We start from the raw sequence: 15824 nt of genomic DNA, 5'->3' as shown, positions 1-15824 counted from the left end.
GGCAAACACATGTACTGTCATTTACGGACGCGGCCGCGATGTTCTTTAGCGGATTTGCAAGTAACACCGCGCGCCGCGGCCATGATATGTTTTTTTCTTCACTCAGCAGACGGCCCCACAATGCACATCCTGGTCAACATCGACGTGCCCGATCTCGAACACGCCATCGACTTCTATCAACGCGCGTTCGGCCTGGCACTGCGACGCCGGATAGGACCGACGGTGGCCGAGATGGCAGGGGCCGAGGCGCCCATCTATCTGCTGGAAAAGGCGGCGGGTACGCCTGCCGCCGGCGCCACGCGCCAGCCGCGCGACTATGCGCGGCACTGGACGCCGGTGCATCTGGACGTGGTGGTGGAGGACGCGGACCGCGCGGTCGCACAGGCGGTGGCCGCTGGCGCGCGCCTGGAAGACCCGGCCGTCTCGCACAACTGGGGCCGCATCGCCCACCTGAGCGATCCCTACGGTCACGGTATCTGCATCCTGCAGTTCCTGGGCCGGGGCTACGATGAGCTGTCCACGCCGCAGCTGCAATACGCCCCGGTCTCGGAAGCGGATTTCGAAGACCTGCTGGCGCTGCGCATCGAAGCCATGCGCGAAAGCCTGGAGCGCCTGGGGCGCTTCGATCCTGAACGCGCGCGCTCGCGGCTGCGCAGCACATTCCGGCCGGAACACACCTGGTCCATCGAGCAAGATGGCCAGCGGATCGGGTTTTACGCGCTGCGCCCGGAGGGTGACGGCTTGCGCCTGGATCATCTGTACATCCGCCCCGCCGCGCAGGGTTCGGGGCTAGGCGGACAGGTCATGCGCAAGATCCTGCAGGAGGCCGACCGCCTGGGGCTGGCGGTAAGCCTGGGCGCGCTGCGCGACAGCGATTCCAACCGCTTCTACCGCCAGCACGGGTTCGTGCAGACGGGCGAAAGCGAGTGGGATATCGACTACCTGCGTCCGGCGCCGCGGCGCGCGGACTGAGACTTCAGGTGCGCGGCAGGGTCACGCCGCGCTGGCCCTGGTACTTGCCGCCGCGATCGCGGTAAGAGGTCTCGCAGACTTCGTCGCTTTCCAGGAACAGCATCTGCGCGCAGCCTTCGCCCGCGTAGATCTTGGCCGGCAGCGGCGTGGTGTTCGAGAACTCCAGCGTCACGTGGCCTTCCCATTCGGGTTCCAGCGGCGTGACGTTGACGATGATGCCGCAGCGCGCATAGGTGCTCTTGCCCAGGCAAACCGTCAGGACGCTGCGCGGGATGCGGAAGTACTCGACCGTGCGGGCCAGCGCGAAGGAATTGGGCGGGATGATGCAGACGTCGCCCTTGAAATCCACGAACGAGCCTTCGTCGAAGTTCTTCGGATCGACGATGGTGGAATTGATGTTGGTGAAGATCTTGAACTCGTCCGCGCAGCGCACGTCGTAGCCGTAGCTGCTGGTGCCGTAGCTGACGATACGCCCGCCATTGGCCGTGCGGACCTGCCCTGCTTCGAAGGGTTCGATCATGCCGGCTTCGGCCTGGCGGCGGATCCAGCGGTCGCTTTTGATGCTCATGGTGGGAATGGTGCTAGGGAATGGAATGGACGCCATTTTATCCCGAGTGCGGATGCGCCACCGGCGAGGGGCCGGGCGGGACCGTGCCGCCCGGTTCCGCCTCAGTTCCCCCAGAAGGTCCGGTAGACCAGCGCGATGCCGTTGACCGCCCCGCCCTTCAGGTCCACCGACAAGCCGCGCGCCAGCCTGTAGCTGGCGCGGCCGACGGTATCGCTGCCCGCCAGCGCCTGTTCCACGCTCAGGGTGATGCCGTTGGCGAAGGTCTTGCTGGCCACCAGGAATTGCGTGGCCAGCTGGCTGTCGCTGTCCCGGTTGACGTCGCCGGCCACCGTGCGGTCCGGCAGGATGCTGCCGGAGCTGCCGATGTTGCCCGTCTTGATGCTGACGTCGTCCAGGCCGAACTGCTTGTAGAACGGCTGCCCGCCGCCCAGCAGCGCGGTACCCACCGACATCAGCAGCGCCGCGTCGCCGCCGCTTTCGTCGGGGCCGCGGCCGAGCAGCAGCCAGGACAGCTTTTCCACGTCGCTGACGTCCGGGTACGACACCAGGTCGATGCGCGGCCGCTGCGCCGTGCCGACCACCTTGACGCCCGCCTCGACCTGTTCGCCCGTGCGCAGCGCCTCGATATCCAGCAAGGGGTTGTCCAGACGGCCCTGGAAGGTCAGCGTGCCGCGGCTCAGGCGCAGCTTCTGGCCGTAGGCTTCGATGCCGCCGCCACGGGTGCGCAGCGCGCCCACGCCGGTCAGGCGTCCATCGTTCAGCATGATCTGAATGGAGCCCAGCAGGCCGGCGTCCAGTCCCATGCCGGTGATGTAGAAGCGCGGCCCCATGTCGAACTTCAGGTTCATGCTGGTCTGCAGCGGCGTGGAGACGGTGCCAGGGTCATCGCCGGGCCGGCGCACCTTGACGTCATCGTCCAGCGACGGCACGCCCTGCAGGATTTCCAGGCTGAACCAGCCGGCGTCCGCCTTCAGGTCGCCCACGATGTCGATGCGCGGCATGGCCGCCTTCACGTCGATGACCCCGGACACCATGGCGTAGCGGTCCGAACGCTGCAGCGCCGGGAAGCGGTACAGGGTCAGCCGGATATCGCCGCCGCCATCGATGAAATTCCACTGCCCCTTGGCTTCGGCGTAGCCGCCCTTTGCCTCGGGATTGGTGGTGATCCATTCCTTGGTGCGCCATTCGGCCGGCATCACCCGCAACGAGGCCGGGAAGCGCAGGCTTTCCAGCACCACCCGGTCGCCGTCCAGGCGCGCGGACAAGGTGCCGTCGATCAGCCGCACGCCGTCGTCGATGCGCACCACGCGCAGCTTGTCGCCGCGGATGCTGCCGCTGGCCGACCATTTGCCCGCCAGGGTGCCCTGGGCTTCCAGATTGGCCTTGACCGTGCCGCCGACTTCCATCGAGTCGCCCACGAACAGGCCAACCCAGGCCAGGTCGGCGATATCCGCGTCCAGCTTGGCGCGCAGCGGCTGGCGCGGGTCCAGCGCCATGCCGCCCTTGGCGTCCACCACCAACACGGCGGTGCCGGTGCCGTTGATGAGGCCCATCTTGTCGGTGGCCAGATTGACCTTGGCGTCCAGGCGGCTGGCGTTGGCGGAGGTCGGCGTGGCGGTCAGGTCCAGCACCAGCGCCTTCAGTCCCAGCGGGATGGGAGGATCGCCCGGTATCAGCAGGTCGCCCTCGCGGCGCGCGATGCGCGCGCGGCCGCCCAGCCGGCCGTCGAACTTCAGGTCCCACAAGACGTCCAGCGCGATGCGGCGCTGGCCCTCGGGCACCATCGCGTTCACGCGGCCGGGCCGCTTGCCCAGCTTGGCCGCGGCCTCGGGATCGAAGGCGCCTATCACCTGGCGCGCCATGGCGGCCGTGATCACCAGGTTGTCGGCCTTGCCCGCCGTTTCCCAACGCTTGCCGCCCCCCCGCGAACCCTGGTGCGCCAGGACCACGCGCTCCTTGCCAGGCAGGGTCAGGCTCAGCGCCGTCTGCCCCACCTGCCACTGCCATTGCGGTTCCACGGCGGAAGGCACGAAAGCCAACGTAACCGGACGGTCCACGGCCACGGTGAAGCCGGCGGTCTCTGCCGTCAGCCTCGAGAACGTGCCGCGCCATCCCGGCAGGGCTGCGTCGGGCGTGCCGGCCGGCCCCTTGCCCCAGGAACCGGCAAAGACGATGTTGGCCTTGGCGGGCGCCTCGCCCAGCACGCCCGGGCGCGGCTTGGGCGGCGTGTAGCCGGCCGCGAGCTCGCCGCGGTGCGCAGCCAGCGTGCCCGCCAGCTTGCCCTTCAATTCCGCGCCGCCGGGGACGCCCGGCCAGAACGCGTCGAGCTGGGGCGCCTGGGCGTCCAGCAACAGCGCGCCGTCCTTGGCGTCCAGCTCGCCCCTGGCCTGGACCCGGTTGCGGCCCAGCTTCAGGTCCACGTCCAGGCCGTGGATGCGCAGCCCGGCCAGAGGATCGGCCTCGGGCAAGGCGGCACCGTTCGGCACGGCGGCGGATTCCGCGCTATTGGTCGCTGCGGCGATATCCACCTGGGCCTTGAGCGCGCCAGTCAGGGGCTGCTTGTTCCAGCGCGTGCCCTCTTCGAAGCGCAGATCGACCGCGGCGTGGCGTAGCTGGCTCAGGTTCTCGATGTCGGCTTGGACGTCGCCGCGCACGGTCAGGACCGCAGGCGGAACATCCTTGCCCAGCCAGGGCGACAAATCCAGGCGCTGGGCGCTTATCGTGCCCGCGATGCGGTCGCGGCCCGTCCCTTGCGTGCTATCGGATTGCAGGTCTAGCTGCGCGGCCAGGGTCGATTTGTCAGGCAGTTGCGCCTGCGCCCGGGCGCTGCGCAGCACCAGCGCCGTGCGCGGCGCAAGGTCGGCGGTCAGGTCCAGCAGCAGGCCGGAGCCCTCGCCCTCCAGCTTGGCCTGGATACCATCCAGGGAACCGGCGGCATCGGCGCGCAGCACCACCTGGCAGGCGGGCCGGGGCGGCTCGGAAGGCGTCGCCTTGGGATCTGTCCTGGCCCCGGCTTTGGATTCATCCTTGGGGTCGGCCTTGGCGCCAGGCTTGGGCTCAGGCTTCTTGGCAGCGCCCGCCTGACGCTCATACACGCCACTCAGCTTGTCGGCTTCGCACAGCGGGGAATCGGAGCCGGTCCCGCGCGCGGTCACGTCCAGGCGAGCGGCGAACGGCCAGGGATCGGCCATGCCTTGCAGTTCGGCCTGCCCGGAGATGTCCGCCTGCGCAGCCTCGTGGCCCACCCGCAGGCTGGCGATGCGCAACTGCGCGCCCTGCTTGCCCGCGGCGAAGGTGGCGTCCAGATTGCCCAGGGTCACGGGCAAGGGTTCGCCGTCCTGGTCCAACTGGAAGTCGCCCAGCGCCACCCGGTCGATAGCGATGTCCACCGGCAGTTCGGGCAAGGAGAAAGGCTCGCCGTCGTCCTCGGCAGGCGCCGTCTCGGGTGTTGCGGTCAGGCCGATGTAAACCGAGCCCGCCGATACATCGCGCACGTGCAGCAGACGGTCGCCCAGGGCGCGCCAGTTCACGTCCAGGTGCAGGTCCGTGATGTCGACGCGGGTGCCGCTGACGTCCAGGTCCAGCTTGCCCACGGAGACGCCGCGCAACAGCGAGCCGCTCACGTCCAGCGCCTGGCCATTCAATTGCTGGGCGGCGGTGGTCAGGAGCAGCCGCGTGCCGTTCTGCGAACCGACCAGCCAGAACAGGAAGCCGCCCGCCAGCACGGCCAGCATGGCCAGGCCCGGTAACCACCACACCAGCACATGGCGCAGGAATTTGCGCAAGGCCTTCAAAACGCGATCCCCAAGGAAAAGTGCAGGCGCAGGTCGCGGTCGCGCTGGCCATAGGCCACGTCCAGGAACAAGGGCCCGGCCGGCGTGCGCACGCGGGCGCCTACGCCGTAGCCCACCGCCATCGACATGTCGCCGAACGATTCCGCGGCGTCGCCCGCGTCCACGAACACGCCCATGCCCCAGCGCTCATTGAAATAGTGGTCGTACTCGATGCTGCCGACCAGCAGCGTGGGCGCGCCCACCACAGCGTCGTCTTGCTTCACGCCTATGCTCTGGTACTTGTAGCCGCGGATCGAACGCGCGCCGCCGGTGCGGAAACCGAAATCGTCCGGCACGCGCACCTTGCTGTTGGACCAGACCCGGCCGACTTCGCCGCGCACGGTCAGCACGTCCAGCTTGCCGATGGGCCACCATTTCTGGGCCCGCAGCCGGGCGCGGGTGTAGGGTTCGCCGGAGTCCAGCGTCACGCCCACGCCGCCGCCCACCGCGATCAGGTTGCCTTCGCGCGGGTCGTACTTGTTATCGACATCGCGGCGCAGCCATTCGGCCGTGGCGGTCAGGGTCGGCAGCTTGTACTGGTCGCCGCCGTCGATCTTCACGTGATCCTCCGCCAGCAGCAGGCCCCAGCGGGTCTCGTATTCGACCCGGCTATCGCCCGCGCCCTTGCGCTCCTGCAGGCGCGTAGCGCCCAGCGCGTAACGCGTCACGTCCAGCCCCTGGATGTCGGAGTGGTCGTACAGGACTCCGAAGGAATCCTTGTAGCCGCGCTGGTTCGGCGGCAACAGGAAGTCCGCGTAGGCGCGCTGCTGCAGCCGGTCCACGCTGAAGCCCGTCTCCAGGGTGACCGGCTGGCCAAAGACCACGTTCTGCCGGTACAGCGACTCCACGCGCAGGCCGGCCTCGTCGTCCACGCCTATCGATCCGGTGAACCGCTTGGGCGGCGCTTCCACCACCCGTACCTGCACCGGCAAGGTCACTTCGCCGTTCGAGTCGTAGGCGGGCGCAGGCGGCGGCATGCCGCCGGACACGGAAGGATCTCCCGCCGGCGTGGCAGCCGCCAGATCGGTCGAGCCCGGCGCGCGTGCGCGGTCGGCATTGGGCGCAGGAGTCGGCTGCGCCTGGCCCGGCTGCTCCAGCGACACGAACGCGCCGCGGAAGAACGCAGTGGATTGCAGGTCCTGCTGCCAGGTGTCCAGCTTGTTCTGGTCATAGGCGGCGCCCGGCGAGTAGCGCACATAGCGCTCCACCAGCTTCTCTGGCACCCGTTTCAGGCCTTCCGTGGTGAGCTCGCCCATGCGCACCTGGGGGCCGCTGTCTATTGTGACGCGCAGGGCGGCCGATGCCGTATCGGCCTCGATTTCCGCCTGCGACGCGGTCATGCGCGCCAGCATGAAGTCACGCGAGGACACCGCGTCCAGCAGGTTCGACTTGGCCTTGTTCCAGTCGCTGTTGATGAAGGGCTGGCCCGTCTTGAGCTGCCAGTCGTCGCGCAGTTTCTGCACCCGCGCCGCGAACTCGGGCCGGGTGATGCGGCCGGTGAAGCTCAGGTCCACGGACGTAACGGTGGTGCGCTTGCCCGAAACGATACTGATGTCCCAGGTTTCTCCGCCGATATCGGTGCCGGCTTCGAGCTTCACCGTGGGCGAGAAATAGCCCTGGGTGGCCAGGGCCGCCAGCGTCGCGTCGCGCGCGCGCCGACGCAGGCGGTTGATTTCACCGCCGTCCTGGTCTTCCGCCAGCCGCGCGATCGCATCGACGGCTTCGGTAATCGCCTGCAGGGCGGCCGGCGGCACGCCGCCGGGGTCCACAATGATTTCCGGGCGCTTGGCCAACGCCTCGCCCGTCACCACAACAAGTCCTGCCAAGAAGGCGCGGGCTGCCCACCGCATGCGTCAGGTCGGTTGCTGCACGACGATGGACGGGAACTTCCCGGCCATGTCGCGGGGAAGCGCCGCCACGCCAGCTGCCAGCTTGCGGGCGATGCCGCGATACAGCGCCGCGGCTTCGCTGCCCGGATCCGACACCACGGTCGGCGAACCGGCATCGGTCTGCTCGCGGATCGCCAGCGTCAGCGGCAGGCTGCCCAGCCAGGGCGTCTGGTATTGCTCCGCCATGCGCTGGCCGCCGCCCTCGCCGAAGATATGCTCGGCATGGCCGCATTGCGAGCAGATGTGGATGGCCATGTTCTCGACCACGCCCAGGATCGGCACATCAACCTTCTGGAACATGCGCAAGCCCTTGCGCGCGTCCAGCAGCGCCACGTCCTGCGGCGTGGTGACGATGACGGCGCCCACCACCGGCACCTTCTGCGCCAGGGTCAGCGCCACGTCGCCCGTGCCGGGAGGCATGTCGACGATGAGGTAATCAAGATCGCGCCAATTGGTCTGGCGCAGCAGTTGCTCCAGCGCCTGCGTCACCATTGGGCCGCGCCAGATGGCGGGCGAGTCGGCGTCGATCAGGAAGCCGATGGAGTTGGCCTGCAGGCCGTGGCCCGTGAGCGGCTCCATGCTCTTGTTGTCCAGGCTTTCGGGACGGCCCGAGATGCCCAGCATGGTCGGCACGCTGGGGCCGTAGATGTCGGCGTCCAGCACGCCCACCTTGGCGCCTTCCGCCGCCAGGGCCAGGGCCAGGTTCACGGCCGTGGTGCTCTTGCCCACGCCGCCCTTGCCGGACGCCACCGCAATAATGTTGCGCACATTGGGCAAGGGCTTCAGCCCTTTCTGCACGGCATGGGCGGCGACCTTCCAGCTCACCTCGACCTGGGCGTCGGCCACGCCGGCCGCGGCCAGCGCCGCCACGGCGATATCGCGGACCTGGGCGCGCGCGGCATCGGCCGGATACCCCAGCTCGAGCGCCAGCGAAACCCGTCCGCCTTCCAGCTTGATGTCACGATCTTTTACAGAAACGCCCAAATCCATACCGGTATTCGGGTCCTGCGCGGCGCGCAGCGCGGCGCGAATTTGTTCTATCGTTATACTCATGTCACTATGGTTCCGTAGGCAGCGCGGCTTCTGCGGCCCGCCATCCCCTAAAGGATAGCGGATACCCGGGAACCTTTCCCTGCGTTTTGCATCCGATCTTCATGACCAACACACTTATCCGCTTCTTTCGTGCCGTCCTATTCGCCGCCCTGGCCTTGATCGGCATGGCGATGGCGCTGGTGTTCATGCTTTCCACGGCGATCGCCGTGGCGATCCTGTACGTGGTCGCCAAGGTGCGCGGCAAACCTTTCGGCGTACGCGCCTATTGGAGCCAGCGCCAGGGCGCCCGCCCGGGACCGTTCCAGTCCGCCACCGCCCCCTTCGCCACGCAGCCGCGCGGCGACGTGATCGACGTCGAAGCCCGCGAAATCCGCTGACGGCGGCTTTCCAGCATGCTTGCGCCGCCCGCGGCGCAAGCGGACCGTGGGCTTGTGCGTCCGCGCGGCGGAATTGCCGTGTATTCGCGCCCATCCCCGCATTCTTTCGCAACCCGCCTGATTCGCCTGCCGCGAAGGGCGGGTTGAGCCATTGACGGGCCGCTGTCCGGCAAGTCTGCGCGCTTGCCCTAAAATGGCCGGCCTACCCCTTTTTTCCCTCAACCTCCAAAGACAACCATGTCTCGCACCCTTTTTGTCACCACAGCGCTGCCCTACGCCAACGGATCTTTCCACATCGGCCACATCATGGAGTACATCCAGGCCGATATCTGGGTTCGTTCGATGCGAATGGCGGGCCACACGGTGCACTTCGTGGGTGCGGACGACGCGCACGGCGCGCCGATCATGCTGAAGGCGGAAAAGGAAGGCATCACGCCGCAGGCCCTGGTGGCGCGCTACGCCGCCGAGCGCCCGCAGTACCTGAACGGCTTCCACATCCGTTTCGACCACTGGCACTCGACCGATTCGGCCGAGAACGTCGCGCTATCGCAGGACATCTACCGCGCGCTCAAGGCACAGGACCTGATCGAAACCCGCTCCATCGAGCAGTTCTACGATCCGGTCAAAGGCATGTTCCTGGCCGACCGCTACATCAAGGGCGAATGCCCCAAGTGCCACGCCAAGGACCAGTACGGCGATTCCTGCGAAGTTTGCGGCGCGGTCTACGCGCCCACCGAGCTGATCAACCCGTACTCGGCCCTGACCGGCGCCACGCCGGTGCTGAAGTCCTCGGACCACTTCTTCTTCAAGCTGTCCGATCCGCGCTGCGTGGAATTCCTGCAGCAATGGACCACCGGCTCCAACGCCGCCGGCGGCAAGCATCTGCAGCCTGAAATGCTGGCCAAGACGCGCGAGTGGCTGGGTTCGGACGATGGCGAGGCCAAGCTGGGCGACTGGGACATCTCCCGCGACGCGCCCTACTTCGGCATCGAGATCCCGGACGCGCCGGGCAAGTATTTCTACGTCTGGCTGGACGCGCCCGTGGGCTACCTGGCCTCGCTGAAGTCGTATTGCGCGGTCAAGGGCATGGACTTCGATGCGCTGCTCGATCCTGCCGGCCCCACCGAACAGGTCCACTTCATCGGCAAGGACATCGTGTATTTCCACGCGCTGTTCTGGCCCGCGATGCTGAAGTTCGCCGGCCGCAAGACGCCTGACGCCGTGAATGTGCACGGCTTCATCACCGTCAGCGGCGAAAAGATGTCCAAGAGCCGCGGCACCGGCATTTCGCCGCTGCGTTACCTGGAACTCGGCATGAACGCCGAATGGATGCGCTACTACATCGCCGCCAAGCTGAACGCCCGGGTCGAAGACATGGACTTCAACCCCGAGGACTTCATCGCCCGCGTCAACAGCGACCTGATCGGCAAGTACGTCAACATCGCCAGCCGCGCCGCCAGCTTCATCACCAAGCATTTCGATGGCGTCCTCGGCTATTCGGGCGACACCTCGGCGCTGGCCGCGGAGTACGCCGAACAGGCGGAGTCCATCCGCGCCGCGTTCGAGGCGCGCGAATACAACCGCGCCATCCGCGAAATCATGGCCTACGCCGATCGCATCAACCAGGCGTTCGACACGGCCCAGCCCTGGGTGCTGGCCAAGGGCATCGCCACCGCCGATGACGCTCAGAAGGCCGCCCTGCAGGACATCTGCTCGCGCTCGCTAGCCGGCTTCAAGGCCTTGTCCGTGATGCTGGCGCCGGTGCTGCCGGCGCTGTCCGAACGCGTGGCGCTGGAACTGTTCGGCGCGCAGGCGCCTTTCACCTGGGCCGATGCCTCGGTGCTGCCGCAGCGTGTGGCGCCCTTCAAGCACCTGATGCAGCGCGTCGAACCGCAGATGCTGGAAGACCTGTTCGAGCCGCCGGCCGCCCCCGTGGTGGTGCCTGGCGGCGAGCCCATCGCCGAGACCATCTCCATCGACGACTTCGCGCGCGTCGATCTGCGCATTGCGCAGATCGTCAACTGCGAACACGTGGAAGGCTCGACCAAGCTGCTGCGCCTGACGCTGGACGCGGGCGAAGGCCGTCACCGCAACGTGTTCTCGGGCATCAAGTCGGCCTACAAGCCGGAAGACCTGATCGGCAAGCTGACCGTCCTGGTGGCCAACCTGGCTCCGCGCAAGATGAAGTTCGGCGTATCCGAAGGAATGGTGCTGGCCGCCAGCCATGCGGATGAGTCCGTGGACGCCGGCATCTACGTGCTGGAACCCTTCCCCGGCGCCAAGCCCGGCATGCGCGTGCGCTGATCCCGCGCCCCCGCTGAATGCAAAAAGCCCGCCAGTTCAAATCGGCGGGCTTTTTGTTATTGAGCGCGGTACGTCAGGCCTTGCTGGGCGCCAGCGCGGGGTCCAGCGAAATGCGTTCGTCGAAGACGAAGCATTTGCCGTCATAGCCGGGACCGCCGGTTTCCTCGAAGTACTTGAGGATGCCGCCATCGAGTTGGTAGACGTGCTCGATCCCGGCCTCGTTCATGTAGATCGCGGCCTTTTCGCAGCGGATCCCGCCGGTGCAGAAACTGACCACGGTCTTGCCTTCCAGTTCGGCCCGGTGCGCCTGCACCGCCGCAGGAAATTGCGTGAAGCGTTCAATGCGCCAATCGATGGCGTTCCTGAAGGTGCCTTCGTCGACCTCGAAGGCGTTGCGCGTGTCCAGCATGACCACGGGCCGTCCGGCGTCGTCCATGCCGGCCTCGAGCCAGCGCGCCAGCGTCTTCGCATCCACGCCGGGCGCGCGTCCCGCTTCCGGGCGGATCGCCGGATGATTCATGCGGATGATCTCGCGCTTGATCTTCACCAACAGCTTGCGGAACGGCACCGCCGCGCTATGGCTGAACTTCACTTCCAGGTCGGCGAAGCGCGGATCGGCGCGCAGGGTGCGCAGAAACGCGTCGATGCCATCCGCCGAACCCGCCAGGAACAGGTTGATGCCCTCTTCGGCCAACAGGATGGTGCCCTTGAGCGCGGCCAGGCCTGCCTCGTCCAGAAGGCGGGCGCGCAACTCGGGCAGAGCATCCAGCGAAACGAATTTGTAAGCGGCGATATTGACGACGGAAGTCATGGAAAAGCGGAAAAAAGCGGGCGGCGAAAGGCGTAATAGTAATCGCTGGGCGGTTTTCCCCGCCCGCCGCCCCGTTTGATCCGGCTCAACGATTGACGATTTCCTGCTCGACCACCGCGTCCAGCACCCACTGCAACGTCGACGCGTCGGCCGGCGGATTCGGGTTGCGGACCTCGACCACGCGCAAGCGGTAACGCACGCCAGGCTGGAAGTTGAACCCCGTGATTTCGCCGTACCAGAGCTGCCAGGGCTGTCCGGCGCTGTCGCGCACCTGGTAGCACATGGCGCGGCCCGCGCCGGCGGTGCAAGGCACGCGCTCCGAATTCACGTAGACCAGCTTGGTCGGTCCCTGCTGGCCGCCTGCGATGGGATCGGTGCGGCGTCCGAAGTCCAGCCTGTCGCCCGAGCTGAGCACCCAGGTCATGCGCTGCGGATTGTTGGCGTTGTCCACCGACGTGGCGGTGATGCTGGTCAGCGCAGCCAGGAAATCCTGCTCCAGCTTCATGTTCTGCGGCGCGCAGGCCATCATGGTCGACACCGGGCGCCCCTGCACGATCAGCAGGCCGTTGGCGACGGTATAGGAGCCGTTGTACTGGTTGCAGCCGGAGAAACCGGAAATGCGCGGCGCCCCCTGGTCATGGACGAAGCTCGCCGTAAGCGGGCGCGAATTGGAAGAGGGATGCGGAATCTGCCGCAAGCCGCCGCCGGGCAAGGTCCAGCGCGCCAGATCCCAGCTGGTCTGCGCCAGCATGTCGGAAGCGGACGCGGGCTGAAAGCGCGGGTCCTGGCCATCCGCGGCACGCTTGGGCGGCGCCGAGCAGGCGGCCAGGCCGATGGACAACAGGCAAGGCGCCAGCCAGCGCAAAGACGCGGGAAGGGACATGAGGGTCTCCGAAAAAGCGAGGAATGCAGCGCCCGCGCAAGGCGGCGGGCCGGACCACGCCATTGTAGGCGCGGCCTGGCGCCGTTATTCGCGGCTTAACACTCTTTGATACGCGGTCCGCTGGCTACGTCAGGGGGTGGGCGGATCCTGGCGCCGCGCGAACTCCAGCACGTCGCCGCCGCGCAGATTGAAGGTCAGGTGCCGCGGCGCGCCGCCGTTGTCCAGCGTGAACGTGTCGATGGACGCCAGGCCGCGCAGATAGTCCGCTTCGAGGCGGGCGCGTTCCGGCGCGGGGCAGGCCATGCGCGTGGCGGCGGGCGCGTCGATGTAGAGCTTGCCGCCTTCGAGCTTGTAGGTGCCCATGTAGCGGTTGCAGCCGGAAAAGCCATTGACGCGATATTGCTTGCCTTGCGCCAGGAAGGTCAGGCGTACCGGTTCGCCGTTGTCGCCATGGGGAATGTCGCGCAGCGCGCCGCCCGCCTGCGTCCAGCGCACCAGTTCCCAACTGGTTTGGGCCAGCGAATCCGCGCTGCTGGCGGCGTTGGCCGCAGCTGCGCCTTGCGGGCGCGCGCCGCCAGTCGATCCGGCGCAACCGGCCAGGGCCGCGGCCAGCAGAGCCGGAGCAATCAAGCGGCAACGCGTGGACAAGAGCTTGGACATGTACGGGACTCCATCAATTACACATCCCTCGACTGTAACCGCCCTTTCGGTCCAGCACGCGTGTTCTAAGCCCATAAGCGGTATCCAAAAGCAGCACGGCAAATGCATGGCCACGCTCCAATTGCATGGCCTTGCTGCATCGAACGCCCCATGGCGGCGGCACACGTCGACGCGCAGAATCAGTACAGATCGTCACCCGTGCCTGGCCGGCATGCAAGGCGCGGCAGCCGATCGCAACGACCGCAGGCGCAGGTGTCCGGCTCCTCACGGGGGCCAAAAATAAGATCAATCCGGGGGAGACACGGCGATGGGCTTTTTGAGAACCTTGTTGGCATTGTCGGTGGTGCTGGACCATCTGGGCGCAGGCGCCACCGATCATCTGGTGGGCGGCCGTCTCGCGGTACAGCTGTTCTACGTCATTTCGGGCTTCCTGATTTCCTATGTGCTCACCGCCACCGACCACTATCAAGGCGCGGTGGGCAAGTTCTATGCAAACCGCTTCCTGCGGCTGTTCCCGATCTATCTGGCCGTTGCGGCGCTGACGCTGGCCGCGCACGTGATGAGCGGCGGCGCATTCTTCCGCATCTACGACGCGCTGCCCTTCAGCGCCGAACTGTTCCTGGTGCTCTCCAACATTTTCATCATGGGCCAGGACTGGCTGATGTTCTTCGGCATCGAACATTCCGCGCTCAAGTTCACTGGCAACTTCGCGCACAGCGAAGTCCCGCTTTACGAAGGGCTGCTGGTGCCGCAGGCCTGGACCCTGGGCGTGGAGATGAGCTTCTACCTGGTCGCTCCCTTCATCCTGCATTCGCCGCGCCGGCTGCTCGCATTGCTGGCCGCATCGCTGGCGTTGCGCGGCGTGCTGATCGCCACCGGCATAGGCTTGGGCGATCCCTGGACGTATCGGTTCTTTCCGACCGAACTCGCCCTGTTCCTGCTCGGTTCGCTGTCGCACCAGGTGCTGTTGCCGCGCTATAAGGCCTGGACGCAACGGATCAAGCGCCTGCCGGAAATCGGCACGGCCGTGCTGGCGGTCTACTGTGTGCTGCATTTCTCGATCGCCATGAACCAGACCGTGCGCGACGGCCTGGCCGTGCTGCTGTTCGCGGCGCTGCTGCCGCTGGCCTTCCTGTTCCAGTCGCGCCACAGGCTCGACAAGGCGATCGGCGAGTTGAGCTACCCGATCTACATCTGCCATTCGCTGGTGATCATGTTCTTCAAGTGGCTGCTTGAAGAAGCGCATCTGGACCAGCCGCTGCTCTTCATGGCGCTGGTGATCACGAGCACCATCGCATTCTCGGCCCTGCTCAACAGCGTGATTGCGGATCCCATCGAGCGTCTGCGCAGCCGCCTGCGCACCGACGACCGCGATCCCGCGCCTGCGTCCGACACCCGGCGGCGCCCCGCTGGCGCGCCCGCGCAGCCCCTCGGGTCTATTCGCCGCGTGCCTTGATGTAGGCGGCCAGCACTTGTTCGATCTGCCGTTTTTCCTGGGAGCTCAGGCGCGCATAGGTGGCATAGGAGATGGATTCGAACGGCCAGGCGGCAGGGAGCGCCACACGCTCCGCGCCCGCCTGGATGACGCCCGGCTCCGGGTTCAGCATCGGCCCCTCGCCGGTGCTGAGCCACATGGGATTGACGCATAGCGCGCGGGTCAGCTTGATGAGCGCGTCGCTGGATGGCCGCCGGCGCTGCCCGCTCTCGTAGTTGCCGATAGCGCTTTGCGACAGGTTGCTTGCGACCGCCAAGTCCTTTTGAGTCCATCCCTGAAGCATTCTTGCGTTGCGCAGACGATGGCTAAACGTGTCCAATCGATCAACCTGAGACATTAATAAGAATTTATTTATTTGATTAAAACATCTCAATACTGGCGGCAAATAAACGGATTACACCCGAATTGCGGGGCTAATCCGTAAATCGCGCCACGTAGCCGACTGCGCGCGCTTCAAGCCTGTTCCAGGCGCTTCGAAGCGCGTCGATGCGCCATCAAAAAGACCATATCTATCATTGGCTTGCATTTGCCACATCGGTATTGCCGCGCAGCTGCATCCCCTGTCATGCAAGCGTGCCGCGGCCGCAAGAGCGTGGCGAGTTTAGGGCGTTTCACGTATTCAAAATCGAAAATAATGTATCGGCGATACATAATGCGTTAACACCCGCTTCCCAAAACAAACAGTATTTCAAGCGTTTCCATAGCGCTGCCCCTGCGCTTTCTGTTACTGTCAGAAACTACAGAAACGTATCTTCACAAAAAAACACGCCCGTGTTTAAATGAAACACGGGCGTGACTTCCAAGCAGCATCGAAGCATGGGCGGCCATCGGCGTAAGCACGAAACCAGGGGCAATCCCCCCGGCCTCGCGCCCATCCGAACAACACCGCCCGGCGCTCTCGCGCCTCGGCGCGCAGCACAGGGAGACGGGTATGACACGCAGCGCCCCGCCTAGGCATCAGGCACAGCCGCCTAGGCAT

General features: G+C 66.4%; 12 protein-coding genes. 4 read left to right on the top strand and 8 right to left on the bottom strand.

The annotated features are described in order from the left end of the window. Window positions 1-120: 120 nt before the first annotated feature. Window positions 121-972 carry a GNAT family N-acetyltransferase gene (locus AC1RHV_RS17230; RefSeq protein ID WP_492301465.1) on the top strand — a complete coding sequence of 284 codons (852 nt, stop codon included), beginning with the start codon at window positions 121-123 and terminating at the stop codon, window positions 970-972. Between the two features lie 4 nt (window positions 973-976). Here AC1RHV_RS17230 and dcd read toward each other — a convergent pair whose 3' ends face one another. The 4 genes from dcd to apbC all read right to left on the bottom strand — a co-directional run bounded on the left by dcd (window position 977) and on the right by apbC (window position 8315). Next, window positions 977-1540: a dCTP deaminase gene (gene dcd / locus AC1RHV_RS17225; protein WP_041654363.1), complete on the bottom strand. Its 564-nt coding sequence runs from the start codon at window positions 1538-1540 to the stop codon at window positions 977-979. Between the two features lie 101 nt (window positions 1541-1641). Beyond that, on the bottom strand, window positions 1642-5334 hold the full coding sequence (locus AC1RHV_RS17220) for a translocation/assembly module TamB domain-containing protein (RefSeq protein ID WP_492301463.1): 3693 nt from the start codon (window positions 5332-5334) through the stop codon (window positions 1642-1644). Continuing rightward, complete coding sequence (locus AC1RHV_RS17215) at window positions 5331-7223, bottom strand: autotransporter assembly complex protein TamA (RefSeq protein ID WP_054452001.1); 1893 nt, start codon at window positions 7221-7223, stop codon at window positions 5331-5333. Before AC1RHV_RS17215 ends, AC1RHV_RS17220 begins: the two co-directional genes overlap by 4 nt. Window positions 7224-7226: 3 nt before the next feature. Further along, window positions 7227-8315 carry an iron-sulfur cluster carrier protein ApbC gene (gene apbC, locus AC1RHV_RS17210; protein ID WP_192352776.1) on the bottom strand — a complete coding sequence of 363 codons (1089 nt, stop codon included), beginning with the start codon at window positions 8313-8315 and terminating at the stop codon, window positions 7227-7229. Between the two features lie 101 nt (window positions 8316-8416). Between apbC and AC1RHV_RS17205 the strand changes: the two genes are divergently transcribed. Both AC1RHV_RS17205 and metG read left to right on the top strand, forming a co-directional pair. Beyond that, the gene (locus AC1RHV_RS17205) at window positions 8417-8692 is read left to right on the top strand and encodes a hypothetical protein (RefSeq protein ID WP_006226181.1); all 276 of its coding nucleotides are present in this window, start codon (window positions 8417-8419) and stop codon (window positions 8690-8692) included. Between the two features lie 237 nt (window positions 8693-8929). Continuing rightward, the gene (gene metG / locus AC1RHV_RS17200; RefSeq protein WP_054452003.1) at window positions 8930-10996 is read left to right on the top strand and encodes a methionine--tRNA ligase; all 2067 of its coding nucleotides are present in this window, start codon (window positions 8930-8932) and stop codon (window positions 10994-10996) included. Between the two features lie 73 nt (window positions 10997-11069). On the opposite strand, the gene AC1RHV_RS17195 is transcribed toward metG, so the two are convergent. The 3 genes from AC1RHV_RS17195 to AC1RHV_RS17185 all read right to left on the bottom strand — a co-directional run bounded on the left by AC1RHV_RS17195 (window position 11070) and on the right by AC1RHV_RS17185 (window position 13350). Continuing rightward, window positions 11070-11807, bottom strand: coding sequence for a sulfurtransferase (locus tag AC1RHV_RS17195; RefSeq protein WP_054452004.1), 738 nt, complete (start codon window positions 11805-11807; stop codon window positions 11070-11072). An 85-nt stretch (window positions 11808-11892) separates the two neighbouring features. Next, window positions 11893-12690 (bottom strand): META and DUF4377 domain-containing protein, encoded by a 798-nt coding sequence (locus AC1RHV_RS17190; RefSeq protein WP_175180584.1) that lies wholly within the window; start codon window positions 12688-12690, stop codon window positions 11893-11895. Window positions 12691-12819: 129 nt separating this feature from the next. Continuing rightward, the gene (locus AC1RHV_RS17185) at window positions 12820-13350 is read right to left on the bottom strand and encodes an META domain-containing protein (RefSeq protein ID WP_054452006.1); all 531 of its coding nucleotides are present in this window, start codon (window positions 13348-13350) and stop codon (window positions 12820-12822) included. A gap of 307 nt (window positions 13351-13657) precedes the next feature. Between AC1RHV_RS17185 and AC1RHV_RS17180 the strand changes: the two genes are divergently transcribed. Then, the gene (locus AC1RHV_RS17180) at window positions 13658-14806 is read left to right on the top strand and encodes an acyltransferase family protein (protein ID WP_125470121.1); all 1149 of its coding nucleotides are present in this window, start codon (window positions 13658-13660) and stop codon (window positions 14804-14806) included. Here the strand turns inward: AC1RHV_RS17180 and AC1RHV_RS17175 are convergent. Further along, complete coding sequence (locus AC1RHV_RS17175) at window positions 14787-15182, bottom strand: helix-turn-helix domain-containing protein (RefSeq protein ID WP_119450332.1); 396 nt, start codon at window positions 15180-15182, stop codon at window positions 14787-14789. The two genes, AC1RHV_RS17180 and AC1RHV_RS17175, sit on opposite strands and share 20 nt — an antisense overlap. Window positions 15183-15824: the final 642 nt, after the last annotated feature.

The organism is Achromobacter sp. GW823-FHT04E03 (genome assembly GCF_058796095.1).
Note: the sequence above shows the minus strand (reverse complement) of the source record. Positions and strands in the feature narration are given on the sequence as shown.